This window comes from Flavonifractor sp. An92 (assembly GCF_002159175.1).
GTDB lineage: Bacteria > Bacillota > Clostridia > Oscillospirales > Oscillospiraceae > Pseudoflavonifractor_A.
The window spans coordinates 1-14,623 of sequence record NZ_NFGZ01000027.1 but is presented as its reverse complement, the minus strand read 5'-3'; the positions used below and the strand labels follow the sequence as shown (position 1 = coordinate 14,623).

The window sequence follows — 14,623 nt, the reverse complement described above, 5'->3', positions numbered from 1 at the left end:
TCTCCTCTGTCTGGGCATAAAAAAAGCGCGGCCCCATGATTTCCATGGGGCCGCGCAATCACTCGGGTCAAACTGTTTCAATAAAGTCGCTGATGAATCGGACCGCTGCGCCTACGCAGTTGGTCTTGCTGTGGTTGCGGCAGAAGTGGAAATACTCGCCCTGGCTTGTCATCGGGTCCTGCGCCCGGATTTTCGCGCGGAGCCGCTCCTCATACGCCGGCAGATACTGAGAGACCGAACCGCCGATGACCACATCACAGTCCAGCATGATATGGATGTTGCTCAGTGCCGCCGCCAGGTCGTTCAGATATTCCTCCCAGCGGTGCTGGTAGCTCTCGTTCCCGTTCTGCAATTCCGCAAAAAACTCATCCAGCGTCAGGTCCAGGTCGGTGGAGAGCCGCGCCGAGGAGCAGTAGGCCTCCAGACACCCCCGCCGCCCACAGTCGCACAGCCGCCCGCCGGGATGGATGCACATATGGCCGAATTCCGCCGAGCGGTGGTTTTCCCCCGCATACAGCCTCCCGCCCATCAAAATGGCTCCGCCCACGCCGCGGCCCAGGGAGAGATAGGCCATATTCTCCCGGTTCGGCTTGTTCCACCACTCGCCAAAACCGCCGCAGGTGGCGTCGTTGTCCAGCCGGTGCGGGTAGGAAAAGGGCGCAGTGATCCGGTTCTCGGTAGGTTCCCGGATCCCCATGGTGGGGGCATATTCAATGGTGCTCTGGTCGGCGCTGATGATCCCGGGCAGGGTCAGCCCCACCCCCAGGAGCTTGTCCGCCTTCAGCTCGTGCTCGCTCAGGAAGTGCTCCAGCAGCGACAGCAGGCGGCGGCCATACTCCTCGGTATTCTCAAAGCTCTGGTTCAGGACCTGGAAGGCCAGCTCATTCTGCTGAATGTCCACCGCCACCATGCGGATATGTCCGCTGGTCAGCTCGATCCCAACGGCATAGCGGGCGTCCGGAATGGCCGCGATCAGCTTCGGCCGTCTCCCACCGGTGGAATCCGTGGTGCCGGTGCTGCCGATCAGCCCGGCCTGGGCCAATTCCCTCATATTCTGCGTAAGAGTCGGCAAGCTCATGGACAACTGATACGCCAGATCCTGCTTGGTGATGGGTTCAGGCAGAGCAATCAGATGCCGGTAGACCCGGTTCCGATTCTGCTTGCGTACCTCCACAGTAGAAAGCGTAGCCGGTTTACTCACTTACTTTCACACCTAACTTTTATAAAAGTTCTTAATATAATATACCATATCCGTGGCTCGAATACAACAAAAGGTCACTATATCTTATCAGGAATCTCTCGGCGCCACAGGTTTGTTCTATTATACTGCGGACACCTCTTTCCGGCAAGAAGTGTCCGCCTGCCACGGCACTTTTTTCACGCTACCGCCCCGAAACAGCCGCCTCAGCCGGGTATCGTCCGGCATCGCTCACAGGTTGAGCAGCACCAGGGCCCCCAGGATCATCCCGGCCGCTCCCATCTGGCAGCGGTTCAGCCGCTCCCGGAACAGGAAGAAGCTGGCCACGCTGATGACCAAAATCACCCCCACGCTGTAGCACGGGTAGACCAGGAAGGCGGGCAGCTTGGTCAGGGCGGCCAGAAGGAGCCGGGAGGAGACGAAGTTGGGAATGCCCACCAGAACGCCCCAAAAAACATCCTTTCTCGTCAGTGCCTGGCGTCTCTTGACCAGCAGCACCAGCGTGGCCAGTCCGGCGAACACGAAGATGTAGAACATAAAGAGCCCATCGTCCTGCCGGCGGCCCAGCTGGGTAAATACCTTGGACATGGTGTCGCTGCTTCCGTTGAGCAGCAGGGCCAGGATCAGCGGCAGCAGGTACACCTTGTGTTCTTCGGACGTTTTCTTCCCGCTCCCGGGGCGGCCGTTCATCAGTACGGCCGCCGCCACGGCCAGCGCCACGCCCAGTCCCTGCAGAATGGTGGGACGCTCGCCAAACAGGGTCACGGACACCAGAATGGGCACCAGCACCCCCAGGCGGGTGAACACCGAGGAGAGGATGGCGCCGTTTTTATGGATGCTGTAGCCGTTGGCGGCCAGGGCCGCCAGGTAGATCAGGCCAGTGATCGCTCCCAGCCAGCATGGGGTGAGATCACCGCTGCAGAGCACTTTCGGCTCCATGGCGGCAAAGGCCAGCAGCCCGCAGACGATGTAGTTGACCAAAAAGACTCCATACGGGCGGTCGGAGTTCAGATATTTCAGGACGATGGACAGCATGGAGCTGAACAGGATGGCCAGTAACAGGAACAGCATGTGTGGGCCCCTTTCTCTCTTTTCGAATGACACACAATACGGTCAAGGCAAAAAAGTACCGCAATCCTTTGGATTGCGGTACTTTTTCTGGTTGCGGGAGGAGGATTTGAACCTCCGACCTCCGGGTTATGAGCCCGACGAGCTACCAAGCTGCTCTATCCCGCGATATGGTGCCGGAGACCGGGGTCGAACCGGCACGGGATTTGAGTCCCACAGGATTTTAAGTCCCGGGCGTCTACCAATTCCGCCACTCCGGCATATCCGGTTTCACATGCATCTCGCTGAGTGCTAGAATAGAATACCATATCTGATACCCCTTGTCAAGCTTTTCTTGAAAAATTTTTTTCACACGCCGCTCCGCCCGGGCCGAGCCCGCTCAGCTTGCACCGCGGCGGGTTGTGTTGTACAATGTGCGGGAGGATTTTTAATGATATTTTAACCCGCACTAAAGGCCCCTTTGGCCGGAAGCGGATATACTGGAGCTACCAATGGGAGAGGAGGGATCACCATGGATGCCACACAGGAGCGCGCGGCGCGGCTGCGCCAGGAGGCGGACCTGTCCCGGGAGGAGGCCGCCCGGCTGCTGGCCGCCCATGACGGGAGCCTGCTGGACACGCTGCTGGATCTGGAGCGGCAGGGGCGGATCTCCTCCGGCCGGGGCGGCACCTACTCCACCCGCCCGGGGCAGGCCCCTCCCCCCTCCGGCGACGCCCAGGCACCTGAGCCCGAGCCGGAACACGGCGAGCCGGGCTATGCCAGGCGCCTGCGGGAGGGCGTGCGGGCCATCCTGCATATCTTGGACCCGCGGGTGGGCAACCAGGTGGAGATCTGGCGCAAGGGCCAGCTCCTCACCGCCGTGCCCCTTCTGATCCTGGTCATCGCGGTGGCGGCGGTGTTCCGCATCGTGGCCCCGCTTCTGATTCTGGGGCTGCTGCTGGGGTGCCGGTACCGCTGCGCCGGGCCGGATCTGGACCGCAAGGCGGTCAACGATGTACTGGGCGCGGTGGCCGACGCCATCGAGGACCTGAAAACAGGGCGCAAAAAACGATCTTGAACAGCTTGGAGGAATGGGAACATGGCAGAGCGGATCCTGCTGGTGGAGGACGAGGAAAAGCTGGCCCGCATGGTGGAGCTGGAGCTGCGCTATGAGGGCTACGAGGTGGAGAAGGCCTTTGATGGCCGCACCGGGCTGGAACAGGCCCTGAGCGGGCAGTTCGACCTGGTGCTGCTGGACATCATGCTCCCGGCCCTCTCGGGCATGGAGGTGCTGCGCCGCCTGCGCCGGGAGAACGACGCCCTCCCCGTCATCATGCTCACCGCCCGGGACACGGTGGTGGACAAGGTGTCCGGCCTGGACTCGGGGGCGGACGACTACATCACCAAGCCCTTCGCCATTGAGGAGCTGCTGGCCCGCATCCGGGCCGCCCTGCGCAAGCGCACCGCCGCCGCCCAGCCCTCCAACACCCTGCGGGTGGCCGGGCTGGTGATGGATGTGGACCGCCACGCCGTCACCGTCCAGGGCACCGGGGTGGAACTGACCCGGCGGGAGTTCGACCTGCTGCACTATCTGCTGGAAAACAAGGAGAAGGTGATCTCTCGGGAGTCTCTGCTGGACCATGTGTGGGGCTTTGACTACGCCGGTGAGACCAATGCCGTGGATGTGTATATCCGCTTCCTCCGGGCCAAGCTGGAGGAGCCCTTTGGGGAGAAATTCATCCACACCGTCCGGGGTGTCGGCTACGTCATCCGGGAACAGGCCTAAGGAGGAGACTGCCATGCGCCCCAGCGCCATCGTCTACACCAGCGGCACCGGCTTCACTGCCCGGTACGCCGCGCTGCTCTCCCAGGCCGCCGACCTGCCCGCCTACGACCTGCGGGAGCCGGAGGGGCCGCCCTCAGGCAGCGCGGTGCTCTATCTGGGCTGGCTGCGGGCCGGCTCCATCGTGGGTCTGCGCCGGGCCCGGAGCCGCTACCGGGTGGCGGCGGTGTGTCCGGTGGGCATGATGGAGGGAGACGCCGCAGGTCTGGCCAAGGTGACCGCCTCCAACCACCTGGAGAACACCCCCCATTTCTACCTCCGGGGCGGCTACGCGCCGGAAAAACTGCGGGGCCTGTCCAAGGTGATGATGACCCCCATGAAAGCCCTTCTCACCCGGAAGGCCCCGGCGACCGAGGCCGACCTGGCCGCTCAGGAGGCTCTCCTCCACGGGGCCGACTGGGTGGAGCCCCAGCAGCTGGAGCCGGTGCTGAACTGGCTCCGGGCACAATGACGAACAGGAAGGGGCAATGCCCATGTCCAATACATCCCAACGCTCGGCCGGGCGTCTGAAGTCCTCCATCGTGCTGCGGCTCAACACCCGGCTCTTCTTCCGCCTTTTGGGCATCTACCTGGGGATGGACCTGCTGCTTATCGCCCTGAGTCTGGGCGGGCTTCTCTTCTGGGCGGAGCACCAGTGCGCCGACCTGGCCGCTCTCGTAGATGAGCGGGGCATCCCCTCCGCCGAGACCTCCGCCTGGATGGCCGCCGGGGACTACACCATCACCGCCCTGGATCGGGACCCGGAGGGCTATGTCTATCCCTTCTTCTCCCCGCTGGAGGGCCTGGAGGACGCCCGGCACACCCTGGACTTCCACGGAGGCTTCGCCACCGGCAGCGGTCCCCAGGTCACCCGGGCGGTGTACACCGTGGAGCTGACCACTGCCGCCGGGGAGCCCTACGCCATCACGCTGGACATCCAGGGTCCGGTGGGGGTGATGAGCCTGGCGCTGCGGATTCTGCTGGTGTGTCAGGCCCTGTCGCTCCTGTGCAACCTCTTCAAAAACGCCGGCACCATCCGCAAAACCCTCAAGCCCATCCAGGAGCTGGCCGCCGCCGCCCGGACCCTGGGCAGCGGCAGCGCCATGTCCCCGGAGGAGTTACAAGCCCTGGCGGGCAAGCTGGACCAGATCAACGCCACCCACTTGGACCGGCGCATCTCGGTGCCCGGCACCCAGAAGGAGCTCCAGACCCTGGCCGCCGCCATCAACGCCATGCTGGACCGCATCAACGCCGCCTACCGCTCCCAGATGCGCTTCGTCTCTGACGCCAGCCATGAGCTGCGCACCCCCATCGCCGTCATCCAGGGCTATGCCAACCTCCTCAACCGCTGGGGCAAGGACGACCCGGAGACCCGGCAGGAGGCCATTGACGCCATCCGGGGCGAGGCCGACTCCATGAAGGAGCTGGTGGAACAGCTTCTCTTCCTGGCCCGGGGAGACAACGACTCCATGCACATTGAGATGGAGACCTTCGACCTCACCGCCGTGGCCGCTGAGGTATTCAAGGAGACCGAGATGATCGACCAGACCCACCGCTTCTCCGCCGACTGGCAGGAGGCGGTGCCGGTACAGGCCGACGTGGGACTCACCAAGCAGGCCCTGCGCATCCTGGTGGACAACGCCATCAAGTACACCCCCGCCGGGGGACGCATCACCCTGTCGGTGCGCCGCCGGGGGGACACCGCCCGCCTGTCCGTGCAGGACGAGGGCCAGGGCATCGACGCCGCCTCCCTCCCCCACATCTTCGACCGCTTCTACCGCACCGACGAGAGCCGCACCCGCCAGACCGGCGGCACCGGCCTGGGGCTGGCCATCGCCAAGTGGATCGTGGAGCGGCACGGGGGCTGGTTCGAGGTAGCCTCCTGGGTGGGGGTGGGCACCCGCATGACGGTGGTGCTCCCGCTGGACCACGCCGCCAGCCGCCCCAGCAAGGACCAGAACCACCCCGCCGCGTAAGAAAACAGCGCCCGCCGCACTGCGTTCAGCAGCGCGGCGGGCTTGTTTGTTACTTCAGAAGCTTACAGACTTTATCCACCGAGAGGACCTGTCCGGCGGCGACGACCTTCCCGTCCACCATGAGGGCGGGGACCTGCATGACCCCCAGCTTCACGATCTCCACCAGATCGTCCACCTTTTCCACCTTGACGTCCAGCCCCAGGCGCTTCACCGCCTCCAGGGTGTGGTCGTAGAGGGCGCCGCAGCTGTCGCAGCCCGCGCCGATGACTTTGATTTCCACCGTTCTCACCTCAGTTGTGCAGTTTCATGGGCAGGCCCACCCGCTCGCGCCAGGCCTGGTCGATGGTGCGGATGACCTGAATGCCCACCTTGGAGAGGAACACCAGATGGGACTCCTCCTTTTCGGGGGCGGGCTTGTAGTCGATGCGCTTGCCCACCACGTCCACCTGGTTCCAGCCGTCCTCCAGGAGGAAAAAGCCCTTGATGCGGTAGCACTGGGGGAGGACCGCCTGCAGGAAGTCCTCCAGCTTCTCCTTGGGCACCACGCCAGGGGCGGTGAGGGAGAGGGTCTTGGGCTTGTTGTCGGGGCTGTTGAGGCTGTCCTCGCACCCGGCCCACTGGAGGGCCATCAGGTCCTCCTCCAGGAAGGAAAAATCCACCGCGCCGTTGGCGCACACCTGCACGGCGCAGCGGGGGTTCACCCCGCGAATGGCCTCCAGCACCCGGCCCAGCTGCTCCTCGTCGATGAGATCGGCCTTGTTCACGATGGCCAGGTGGCAGTGGGCCAGCTGCCGGTCCACCGTGGCCACGTCGGAGAGCTGCTCCAGGAACTGCTCGCCGTCGATGAGGCACAGCACCCCCTTGAGCTCGTACACGTCCCCGGCCAGCACCTTCACGGCCTCCAGGATCTCCTCGATGTTGGAGGGGTCGGCCAGACCGGAGCTCTCCACAAAGACGTACTCCAGGTCCTGCTGGCCCATCTCGGCCAGGGCCTGGACGAAGTTGAGCTTCAGACAGGAGCAGAAGATGGAGCCCCGGCTGATCTCGGTCATGGTGATGCCGTCGCGGCGCAAAATCTCGCCGTCGATGCTCAGCTTGCCGAACTCGTTCTGGATGATACCGATGCGCTTGCCCTCCATCCCCCGCAGCAGATGCAGGAGCACGGTGGTCTTACCCGAGCCCAGGAACCCGGTGAGCACATAGAGTTTCTTTTTCTCCAAGACAGATTCTCCTTCCGCGGGGGGCGTGTATCGTCTGGGCCGCAGGGTCTGGGCCAGGCCCTTCACCGCGCTGCGCCCTCCGTCGGCCAGCGCCCAGCCCGCGGGCCCTCTGGCCGCCAGGCCGCAGCCCGCCAGCACCTCCAGATGGGCCTGGACCGCCTCTGCCGCCAGCCCCAGGCTCTCCGCCAGAGCCTCCAGCGCCCAGGGGCCCCGGTCCAGGGCCTCCAGCACCTGCAGGCGGACCTCGTCCCCCAGCGCTGCAAAGAGCGCCTCCTGTTGGGCCATATCCGCTCCCCCTCTCCTCCCTTGCGGGTTTTGTTCAGCCCTATATTAACTGATAGATTTGCATTTGTCAATGTGTAACCGAAAAATCAGCCCCCCTCCCAGTTCCGGGAGAGGGGCTGTGCTCAGTGGGTGTGTTCGTGGCAGTGGCAGCAGCCGGAGCAGCTCCCGCTGCAGCCGGAACAGCCGCCCTTTTTGTGCTCTTTCCACAGGTGGCGGATGGCCAGGGCCACCACGCCCAGCAGCAGAAGAGAGACGATGACGGTGGGAATCAAACTTTCGGGCATGGTATGCCCTCCTTTCCTTACGATGTCAGGGGATCAGGCCCGGACGGCCTCCACGGCCCGCAGGCGGCAGCTCTCGCCCTGGTAGCCCTTGCGGAACAGGAGATACACGATCCCGGCCAGCAGCAGGAAGGCCACCACGGTGAAGGGGTTGAAAGCCACCTCGCCGGTGATGAGGCCGCCCAGCTGGTAGACGATGAGGGAGATCACATAGGCCAGCAGACACATGTAGCCGATGGCGCCCAGGGTCCACTTGGTGTTGTTCATCTCCCGCTTGATGGCGCCCATGGCGGCGAAGCAGGGGGCGCACAGGAGGTTGAAGATCATGAAGGAGTAGGCCGACAGGGCGGTGAAGTCCAGCGCCAGCATGCTCCAGATCTCGTCGCCGGTCTCGCTGAGCTCCCCGGCGAAGTTGTACACCACGCCGTAGGTGTTGACCACTTCCTCCTTGGCGATGAGGCCGGTGAGGGTGGCCACGGCGGCCTGCCAGTGGCCGAAGCCCAGGGGCTGGAAAATCACCGCCACGCCGCTGCCGATGGCGGCCAGCAGGGAGTGGTTGTTGTCCTCCACGGCCTGGAACACGCCGTCCACGAAACCGTAGCCCTGGAGGAACCAGAGGACGATGGAGGAGAGGAGAATCACGGTGCCGGCCCGCTTGATGAAGGACCAGCCCCGCTCCCAGGTGCCCCGGAGGACATTACCGGGGTTGGGGACGTGGTAGGGGGGCAGCTCCATGACAAAGGGAGCGGGCTCCCCGGCGAACATCTTGAACTTCTTGAGCATGATGCCCGAGAGGATGACGGCGCCGATGCCGATGAAGAAGGCGGACACGGCCACCAGGGCGGAGCCGCCGAAGATGGCGCCGGCGAACATGCCGATGATAGGCATTTTTGCGCCGCAGGGGATGAAGCCGGTGGTCATGATGGTCATCTTGCGGTCCCGGTCCTGCTCAATGGTGCGGGAGGCCATGATGCCGGGCACGCCGCAGCCGGTGGCCACCAGCATGGGGATGAAGGACTTGCCGGACAGGCCGAAGCGGCGGAAGATCCGGTCCATGATGAAGGCCACGCGGGCCATGTAGCCGATGTCCTCCAGGATGCACAGCAGGAGGGACAGCACCAGCAGCTGGGGCACGAAGCCCAGCACCGCGCCCACACCGGCCACGATGCCGTTCTGGATGAGGCCGTAGAGCCAGTCGGCCACGATGGGGTCGCCGGCGGCGTTCAGGAGGAAGCGGTCAAAGAAGCCGGGGACCCACACGCCGAAGAGCACATCGTTGGCCCAGTCGGTGGCCACACGGCCGATGGAAATATCCCAGCCGCCCATGGCGATGGCGTAGACCAGGAACATGACCCCCGCGAAAATGGGCAGGGCCAGCACCCGGTTGGTGACGATGCGGTCGATCTTGTCGGAGGTGGAGAGGCCCCGCTGGGTCTTTTTCACGCAGCGGGAGACCAGCTGGGCGATGTAGGTGTAGCGCTCGTTGGTGATGATGGACTCGCTGTCGTCGTCCATGGCATCCTCGCAGCCCTTGATGAGCTCCTCCAGACGCAGGCGCTGGGTCTGGCCCAGGTCCAGGGATTCCAGCACCTTCTCGTCCCGCTCGAAGAGCTTGACGGCAAACCACCGGGCGTTTTCCTCCGGCACCTGGCCGGACACCAGCTCCTCGATTTTGGTGAGGACCCCCTCCACCTCATCGCCAAAGGTGTGCTGCCGGGCGAAGTGCTTCCCCAGGGCGGCGGACTTGGCGGCCTCGCCCGCGGCCTCCAGGCAGCCCTCGTTCTTGATGGCGGAGGTCTCCACCACCGGACAGCCCAGGGCGGCGGAGAGCTTTTTCACGTCGATGGAGTCCCCCTGGCGGCGGACCACATCCATCATATTCAGTGCGATCACCACTGGGATGCCCAGCTCCATGAGCTGGGTGGTGAGGTACAGGTTCCGCTCGATGTTGGACGCGTCCACCAGGTTCAGGATGACGTCCGGCTTCTCCTGGATGAGGTAATTGCGGGCCACCACTTCCTCCAGGGTGTAGGGCGAGAGGGAGTAGATGCCGGGCAGGTCGGTGATGGTGACATCCTTCCGGCCCTTCAGGCGGCCCTCTTTCTTCTCTACCGTCACGCCCGGCCAGTTGCCTACGAATTGATTGGAGCCGGTCAGGGCATTGAACATGGTGGTCTTACCACAGTTGGGATTGCCGGCAAGGGCAATTGTGATCATGTTATGTTCCTCCTCTTCCACCGCCTTCGCGGTTGTTGTACGCTAACTCCAGGGCAAAAAAGAGCGTCAATCCACCAGGATGTTTTCGGCATCCCCCTTGCGGATCGACAACTCATAGCCGCGGACGGTGATCTCCACCGGGTCTCCCAGCGGGGCCACCTTGCGCACATAGACGGAAGTCCCCTTCGTCAGGCCCATGTCCATGATCCGGCGGCGCAGCGCGCCCTCCCCGGTCAGCTTCCGCACGGTCACGGTCTGGCCGCACTTGACATCTCTCAGCGTTCCCATCGTTGCATCTCCTTCCACACACCAAAACACGTCCTTCGGACGTGCTCAGACCAGGATCCGGTTGGCCATGCCCATGCTCAGCGCCACCCGGGTGTCCTTCACATGGACGATGAGGTTGCCCCCCATCTGGGAGATCACCGTCACCGGCGTCCCCTCCACGAAGCCCAGATTGCCCAGAAAGCGGCGGATCTCATCCTTTCCGCCCACCTTTTTCACCGTGGTCTCCACCCCGGCCGATACCATCGTCAGCGGCATTGCCATAACACTCCCATCCTTCAGGTCATGAAGTTAGTTCTATCTAACTCTCTTGGAACGGCGTTAGTTTACCACAGCTAACCTTAGTTGTCAATGGCTAACTGGAAAAATTTCTTTGTCTTGTCTCACTTGTCCCTTTATGCTAAAATAGAAATAGTATACTCTGATAAGACATGTCGCATCGGACAGAAGGAGCAGCTGGATGAAGATACAGGAATCCGCCGAAAACTATCTGGAAAGCATTCTGGCTCTGAAGGAGGAGAAGGGCGCGGTCCGCTCCATCGACATCGTGCACCACCTGGAATTCTCCAAGCCCAGCGTCAGCCGGGCCATGAGCCTCCTGCGGGAAAACGGCTACATCACCATGGACAAGGAGGGCTATATCGAGCTGACTGAAGCCGGCCATGAGATCGCCTCCCGCATTTATGAGCGCCATCAGCTCTTTACCCAGTGGCTGATCCGCCTGGGCGTCTCCCCCGAGACCGCCGCCGCCGACGCCTGCCGCATCGAGCACGACGTCAGCGACGAGACCTTTCAGAAGCTCAAGGCCCATATTTCCGGCAACTGAAAAACCGCCGGAGCGGGAAATCCCGCTCCGGCGGTTTTTTCGGTTTACAGGGCCAGGCTGGCGATGAACTGCCGGGCCACACGGGGGGTCCGGCCGGGGTGGTGCATCTCCCAGCGCACGGCGCCGGCGCGCAGCTCCTCCCGGTCCATCTCCACGCCGTAGAGGGCAGCCATGCGCTCCACCATATCCAGGAAGTCGGCCTTGTTGAGGGCCAGATAGGGGATGCGCAGGCCGAAGCGCTCGGACAGCGAGGTTTTTTCCTGGATGGTCTCGAAGGCGTCCACCTCGTCCCCTGCCCGGTCGGAGAAGGTCTGCCGCACCAGGTGGCGGCGGTTGGAGGTGGCGTAGATGGCCACGTTGGCGGGGCGGCGCTCCAGGCCGCCCTCCAGGATGGTTTTCAGGGCCGAATAGGTCCGGTCGTCCTGGTCGAAGGCCAGGTCGTCGATGAAGAGGATGAACTTCCGCCGCCGGCCCGCCAGGGTGCGGATCAGGTCGGGCAGGTCCCCCAGCTCCTCCTTCTGCACCTCGATGAGCCGCAGATCCTCGAACCCGGGCAGGGACAGCAGGGACTTCACGGTGGCGGACTTGCCGGTGCCGCTGTCGCCGTAGAGCAGCACGTTGTTCACCAGCTTCCCCTCCAGCATAGCCCGGGTGTTGGCGATGACCTGGTCCCGCTGCCGCTCATAGCCCAGCATCTCCTCGGGCTTGGGGCTGTCCGGGTCGGCCACCGGCCAGAGCTGGCCGCTCTCCCACAGGAAGGCGTGATACTGGGCGAAGCGCCCGGAGCCGTTGGCCCGGTAGAAGTCGGTGAGCTCCTCAAAGGAGAAGTCCTCCCCACTGACCCACTGGGGCAGGCCCTCCACCACGCCCCGGAAGCCCTCGGGCAGGCAGGCCGCCAGGGCTTCGGTGAGGCCGCGGCACTCCAGCCGGGCCAGGGCGGACAGGGTCTCGATGTCCCGCCGGGCGGCGCTGGTGAGCACAGGGTCCTCGGGGCCCTTCTCTACCATGCGGGCATAGGGCGACTCCTGGTAGCGCAGGGCGTCGTGGAGCCAGGAGCCCAGGCTCTGGCTGCCCTCCTCCTTCAAGGTATAAAACAGCCGGGTATAGCTCTCCAGGGCCTCCTCGCCCCGTCCGGCGCTCAATGCGTCCAGCAGCTTCTGCACCAGCGCCATCACCGGCGCATCCATCAAATGCTTATAGGCGGAGACGCCCCGCAGGGCGCACCGCAGTTCCATCCAATCCACGGTCTTGTCCTTCCTTTCTGCCCGGTCCGCGGCGGATGCCGCCTCGCCGGTTGAAATTCATTGTAGTCCCCCCGCTTTCCGCTGTCAACGCTTGACTTCCGTACTACTTTCGGGTATCCTTCCACTTAGGACAGATGCAGTTTTTTTGTCGCTGAGAGGGGGATGGTCGTGGAAAATCGCATCACGGAGGGCTCCATTCTGCGCCCGCTGCTGACCTTCTTTTTCCCCATTCTGTTGGGGACTTTTTTTCAGCAGCTGTACAACACGGTGGACGCCATCATTGTGGGAAACTTTGTGGGAAAAGCCGCGCTGGCAGCGGTGGGCGGCCCCACCGCTGCGCTCATCAACTTTCTGGTGAACCTCTTTGTGGGACTCTCCTCGGGCGCCACGGTGATCGTGGCCCAGTACTACGGCGCCGGGCGGGTGGATGAGGTCCGCCGGACGGTCCACACCTCGGTGGCGCTGGCGCTGGCCGCCGGCGTGGCGGTGATGGTGCTGGGCGTGCTGCTCTCCCAGCCGCTGCTGGCCGCCATGGGCACCCCCACGGAGGTCATGGACTACGCGGTCACCTATCTGCGCATTTACTTCCTGGGCTCCATCGCGTCCTTCCTCTATAACATCGGCTCCAGCATCCTGCGGGCGGTGGGTGACAGCAAGCGGCCTCTCTACTTCCTCATCGCCGCGTGCCTGACCAACATCGTGCTGGACCTGCTGTTTGTGGTGGTGCTGGGGCTGGAGGTATTCGGTGTGGCGCTGGCCACAGTGCTCTCCCAGGTGGTGAGCGCGGTGCTGGTGATGATCGTGCTGTGCCACCCGGGCTCCATCTTCTTCCTCAAGTGGCGGGAGATCCGCTTCCACGGGGACATCCTCAAGTCGGTGGTGCGCATCGGGCTCCCCACCGGGCTCCAGTCGGACATGTACACCCTGTCCAACATCCTCATCCAGGCCTGCATCAACTCCTTCGGCACCAACACCGTGGCAGCCTGGACGGCGCTGTCCAAGCTGGATGCCTTCTACTGGCTGGGCTCCGGCGCCATGGGCGTGGCCCTCACCACCTTTGTGGGACAGAACTTCGGCGCTCAGAAGTACCGGCGGGTGCGCCGCGGCACCTGGGTGGGCGCGGGCATGCTGCTGGTCATCACGCTGCTCTGCAGCGTAGTGTTCTGTGTGTTCTCCCATCCGCTGCTGCGCATCTTCTCCAGCGACCTGGAGGTGCTGGAGATCGGCTCCCGGATGGTGTGGATGATGGCTCCCTTCTACTGCACCTTTATCCTCATCGAGATCCTCTCGGCCACCATCCGTGGCACGGGCGACTCCATCAAGCCCATGCTCCTCACCTGCGGCGGCGTGTGTGTTCTCCGTGTGGTGTGGATCTTCACGGTACTCCCCTTCCACAACACACTGGACACCCTGCTGCTGAGCTACCCCATCACCTGGGCGCTCACCTCCTTCCTGTTCCTGATCTACTACCGCCGGGGCAACTGGATGCGCCGGCAGATCGCCAAGTACAGCTTCCCGCCCGAAGAAGCATAAAAAAATCCCCTGCGGATCATTCCGCAGGGGATTTCTCATTTACTGGTTGGGCACCACGGCGAAGAACACCAGATCGGCGTCGCTGTTGTTGATGAGGCTGTGGCTGTGGCCCTTGGGGCAGTAGTGGCACACGCCCGCCTCCACGTCCTCATAGGCGCCGTCGTAGAGCACGGTACCCTTACCTTGGAGGATGTAGATGATCTCGCTGCTGGTCTCGTGGGTGTGCAGGCCGATAGACGCCCCAGGCGCCAGCGTCCCGTGCAGGATCTTGTTGTACTCGTCCACCTGCATCTTGGCCTTTAATTCCTTCTCGCCGCCGTTGAAGTGCTCCAGCACCTTGGTTTCCATCTGCTCGAAGTTCAGGATCATATTACGTCCTCCTTTTTCCTAGATAGACAAAACGCGGACAGATCGCTCTGTCCGCGTTTGTGTTGGCACTACTTATTTTCCCGGTCCGTCTCCAGACAAGTATTTTCAGCGCAAGTGAGCTTAACTTCCGTGTTCGGGATGGGAACGGGTGGACCCTCACTGCAATCAGCACCAACTTGGTGAAAAGAGCTGGACGAAAATCGTCCAGCTCTGTGTCGGCATTACCTATTTTCCCGGTCCGTCTCCAGACAAGTATCTTCGGCGCAGGTGAGCTTAACTTCCGTGTTCGGGATGGGAACGGGTGGACCCTCACCGCAATC

The 14,623-nt window shown here is 63.3% G+C and carries 16 protein-coding genes, 2 tRNA genes and 2 rRNA genes; 6 read left to right on the top strand and 14 right to left on the bottom strand.

Annotated elements, in window-relative coordinates:
* Nucleotides 1–67: 67 nt before the first annotated feature.
* The 4 genes from B5G43_RS13985 to B5G43_RS13970 form a co-directional block, all read right to left on the bottom strand.
* Nucleotides 68–1,174 carry an ROK family transcriptional regulator gene (locus tag B5G43_RS13985; protein ID WP_242960597.1) on the bottom strand — a complete coding sequence of 369 codons (1,107 nt, stop codon included), beginning with the start codon at nt 1,172–1,174 and terminating at the stop codon, nt 68–70.
* A gap of 255 nt (nt 1,175–1,429) precedes the next feature.
* Nucleotides 1,430–2,269, bottom strand: a complete 840-nt coding sequence (locus tag B5G43_RS13980; protein WP_087262422.1) for an EamA family transporter — start codon at nt 2,267–2,269, stop codon at nt 1,430–1,432.
* A gap of 88 nt (nt 2,270–2,357) precedes the next feature.
* Nucleotides 2,358–2,434 (bottom strand) — tRNA-Met (locus tag B5G43_RS13975).
* A gap of 3 nt (nt 2,435–2,437) precedes the next feature.
* Nucleotides 2,438–2,526 (bottom strand) — tRNA-Leu (locus B5G43_RS13970).
* A 251-nt stretch (nt 2,527–2,777) separates the two neighbouring features.
* On the opposite strand from B5G43_RS13970, the gene B5G43_RS13965 reads away from it, so the two are divergent.
* Genes B5G43_RS13965 through B5G43_RS13950 form a run of 4 tightly spaced genes read left to right on the top strand, consistent with a single transcriptional unit; the run spans nt 2,778 to nt 6,043 of the window.
* Nucleotides 2,778–3,323, top strand: coding sequence for a hypothetical protein (locus B5G43_RS13965; protein WP_087262420.1), 546 nt, complete (start codon nt 2,778–2,780; stop codon nt 3,321–3,323).
* A gap of 21 nt (nt 3,324–3,344) precedes the next feature.
* The gene (locus B5G43_RS13960) at nt 3,345–4,031 is read left to right on the top strand and encodes a response regulator transcription factor (protein ID WP_087262418.1); all 687 of its coding nucleotides are present in this window, start codon (nt 3,345–3,347) and stop codon (nt 4,029–4,031) included.
* Nucleotides 4,032–4,044: 13 nt separating this feature from the next.
* Complete coding sequence (locus B5G43_RS13955) at nt 4,045–4,539, top strand: hypothetical protein (protein WP_087262416.1); 495 nt, start codon at nt 4,045–4,047, stop codon at nt 4,537–4,539.
* Nucleotides 4,540–4,561: 22 nt separating this feature from the next.
* Nucleotides 4,562–6,043, top strand: coding sequence for a HAMP domain-containing sensor histidine kinase (locus B5G43_RS13950; protein WP_087262466.1), 1,482 nt, complete (start codon nt 4,562–4,564; stop codon nt 6,041–6,043).
* A gap of 49 nt (nt 6,044–6,092) precedes the next feature.
* Here the strand turns inward: B5G43_RS13950 and B5G43_RS13945 are convergent, their stop codons facing one another.
* From B5G43_RS13945 to B5G43_RS13920, 6 genes are all read right to left on the bottom strand, one after another.
* The gene (locus B5G43_RS13945; protein ID WP_087262414.1) at nt 6,093–6,323 is read right to left on the bottom strand and encodes a thioredoxin family protein; all 231 of its coding nucleotides are present in this window, start codon (nt 6,321–6,323) and stop codon (nt 6,093–6,095) included.
* A 10-nt stretch (nt 6,324–6,333) separates the two neighbouring features.
* Nucleotides 6,334–7,548 carry a GTP-binding protein gene (locus tag B5G43_RS13940; RefSeq protein ID WP_140397591.1) on the bottom strand — a complete coding sequence of 405 codons (1,215 nt, stop codon included), beginning with the start codon at nt 7,546–7,548 and terminating at the stop codon, nt 6,334–6,336.
* Nucleotides 7,549–7,670: 122 nt separating this feature from the next.
* Nucleotides 7,671–7,832 carry a FeoB-associated Cys-rich membrane protein gene (locus tag B5G43_RS13935; protein ID WP_140397592.1) on the bottom strand — a complete coding sequence of 54 codons (162 nt, stop codon included), beginning with the start codon at nt 7,830–7,832 and terminating at the stop codon, nt 7,671–7,673.
* A 33-nt stretch (nt 7,833–7,865) separates the two neighbouring features.
* On the bottom strand, nt 7,866–10,046 hold the full coding sequence (gene feoB, locus B5G43_RS13930; protein WP_087262412.1) for a ferrous iron transport protein B: 2,181 nt from the start codon (nt 10,044–10,046) through the stop codon (nt 7,866–7,868).
* A 66-nt stretch (nt 10,047–10,112) separates the two neighbouring features.
* Nucleotides 10,113–10,334: a ferrous iron transport protein A gene (locus B5G43_RS13925; protein WP_087262410.1), complete on the bottom strand. Its 222-nt coding sequence runs from the start codon at nt 10,332–10,334 to the stop codon at nt 10,113–10,115.
* Nucleotides 10,335–10,379: 45 nt separating this feature from the next.
* Nucleotides 10,380–10,589, bottom strand: coding sequence for a FeoA family protein (locus tag B5G43_RS13920; RefSeq protein ID WP_087262408.1), 210 nt, complete (start codon nt 10,587–10,589; stop codon nt 10,380–10,382).
* A gap of 202 nt (nt 10,590–10,791) precedes the next feature.
* Here B5G43_RS13920 and B5G43_RS13915 point away from each other — a divergent pair, with 202 nt between their 5' ends.
* On the top strand, nt 10,792–11,157 hold the full coding sequence (locus B5G43_RS13915) for a metal-dependent transcriptional regulator (RefSeq protein WP_087262407.1): 366 nt from the start codon (nt 10,792–10,794) through the stop codon (nt 11,155–11,157).
* Nucleotides 11,158–11,201: 44 nt separating this feature from the next.
* On the opposite strand, the gene B5G43_RS13910 is transcribed toward B5G43_RS13915, so the two are convergent.
* Entirely contained in the window at nt 11,202–12,392 is a 1,191-nt protein-coding gene (locus B5G43_RS13910) for an ATP-binding protein (protein ID WP_087262405.1), read from the bottom strand.
* A 171-nt stretch (nt 12,393–12,563) separates the two neighbouring features.
* Here B5G43_RS13910 and B5G43_RS13905 point away from each other — a divergent pair, with 171 nt between their 5' ends.
* Entirely contained in the window at nt 12,564–13,934 is a 1,371-nt protein-coding gene (locus B5G43_RS13905; RefSeq protein WP_087262403.1) for an MATE family efflux transporter, read from the top strand.
* 39 nt (nt 13,935–13,973) lie between these two features.
* Here the strand turns inward: B5G43_RS13905 and B5G43_RS13900 are convergent, their stop codons facing one another.
* The 3 genes from B5G43_RS13900 to rrf (B5G43_RS13890) form a co-directional block, all read right to left on the bottom strand.
* Nucleotides 13,974–14,303 (bottom strand): cupin domain-containing protein, encoded by a 330-nt coding sequence (locus tag B5G43_RS13900; protein ID WP_087262401.1) that lies wholly within the window; start codon nt 14,301–14,303, stop codon nt 13,974–13,976.
* A 60-nt stretch (nt 14,304–14,363) separates the two neighbouring features.
* Nucleotides 14,364–14,479 (bottom strand): 5S ribosomal RNA (gene rrf, locus B5G43_RS13895).
* Between the two features lie 37 nt (nt 14,480–14,516).
* Nucleotides 14,517–14,623: ribosomal RNA gene (rrf, locus tag B5G43_RS13890) — 5S ribosomal RNA — on the bottom strand; the annotation flags it as partial.

Coding starts and splice junctions, on each gene's coding strand:
- B5G43_RS13980 (WP_087262422.1), bottom strand. CDS start 2,269: ATGCTGTTCCTGTTACTGGCCATCCTGTTCAGCTCCATGCTGTCCATC.
- B5G43_RS13965 (WP_087262420.1), top strand. CDS start 2,778: ATGGATGCCACACAGGAGCGCGCGGCGCGGCTGCGCCAGGAGGCGGAC.
- B5G43_RS13960 (WP_087262418.1), top strand. CDS start 3,345: ATGGCAGAGCGGATCCTGCTGGTGGAGGACGAGGAAAAGCTGGCCCGC.
- B5G43_RS13955 (WP_087262416.1), top strand. CDS start 4,045: ATGCGCCCCAGCGCCATCGTCTACACCAGCGGCACCGGCTTCACTGCC.
- B5G43_RS13950 (WP_087262466.1), top strand. CDS start 4,562: ATGTCCAATACATCCCAACGCTCGGCCGGGCGTCTGAAGTCCTCCATC.
- B5G43_RS13940 (WP_140397591.1), bottom strand. CDS start 7,548: ATGGCCCAACAGGAGGCGCTCTTTGCAGCGCTGGGGGACGAGGTCCGC.
- B5G43_RS13935 (WP_140397592.1), bottom strand. CDS start 7,832: ATGCCCGAAAGTTTGATTCCCACCGTCATCGTCTCTCTTCTGCTGCTG.
- feoB (WP_087262412.1), bottom strand. CDS start 10,046: ATGATCACAATTGCCCTTGCCGGCAATCCCAACTGTGGTAAGACCACC.
- B5G43_RS13925 (WP_087262410.1), bottom strand. CDS start 10,334: ATGGGAACGCTGAGAGATGTCAAGTGCGGCCAGACCGTGACCGTGCGG.
- B5G43_RS13920 (WP_087262408.1), bottom strand. CDS start 10,589: ATGCCGCTGACGATGGTATCGGCCGGGGTGGAGACCACGGTGAAAAAG.
- B5G43_RS13915 (WP_087262407.1), top strand. CDS start 10,792: ATGAAGATACAGGAATCCGCCGAAAACTATCTGGAAAGCATTCTGGCT.
- B5G43_RS13910 (WP_087262405.1), bottom strand. CDS start 12,392: ATGGAACTGCGGTGCGCCCTGCGGGGCGTCTCCGCCTATAAGCATTTG.
- B5G43_RS13905 (WP_087262403.1), top strand. CDS start 12,564: ATGGTCGTGGAAAATCGCATCACGGAGGGCTCCATTCTGCGCCCGCTG.
- B5G43_RS13900 (WP_087262401.1), bottom strand. CDS start 14,303: ATGATCCTGAACTTCGAGCAGATGGAAACCAAGGTGCTGGAGCACTTC.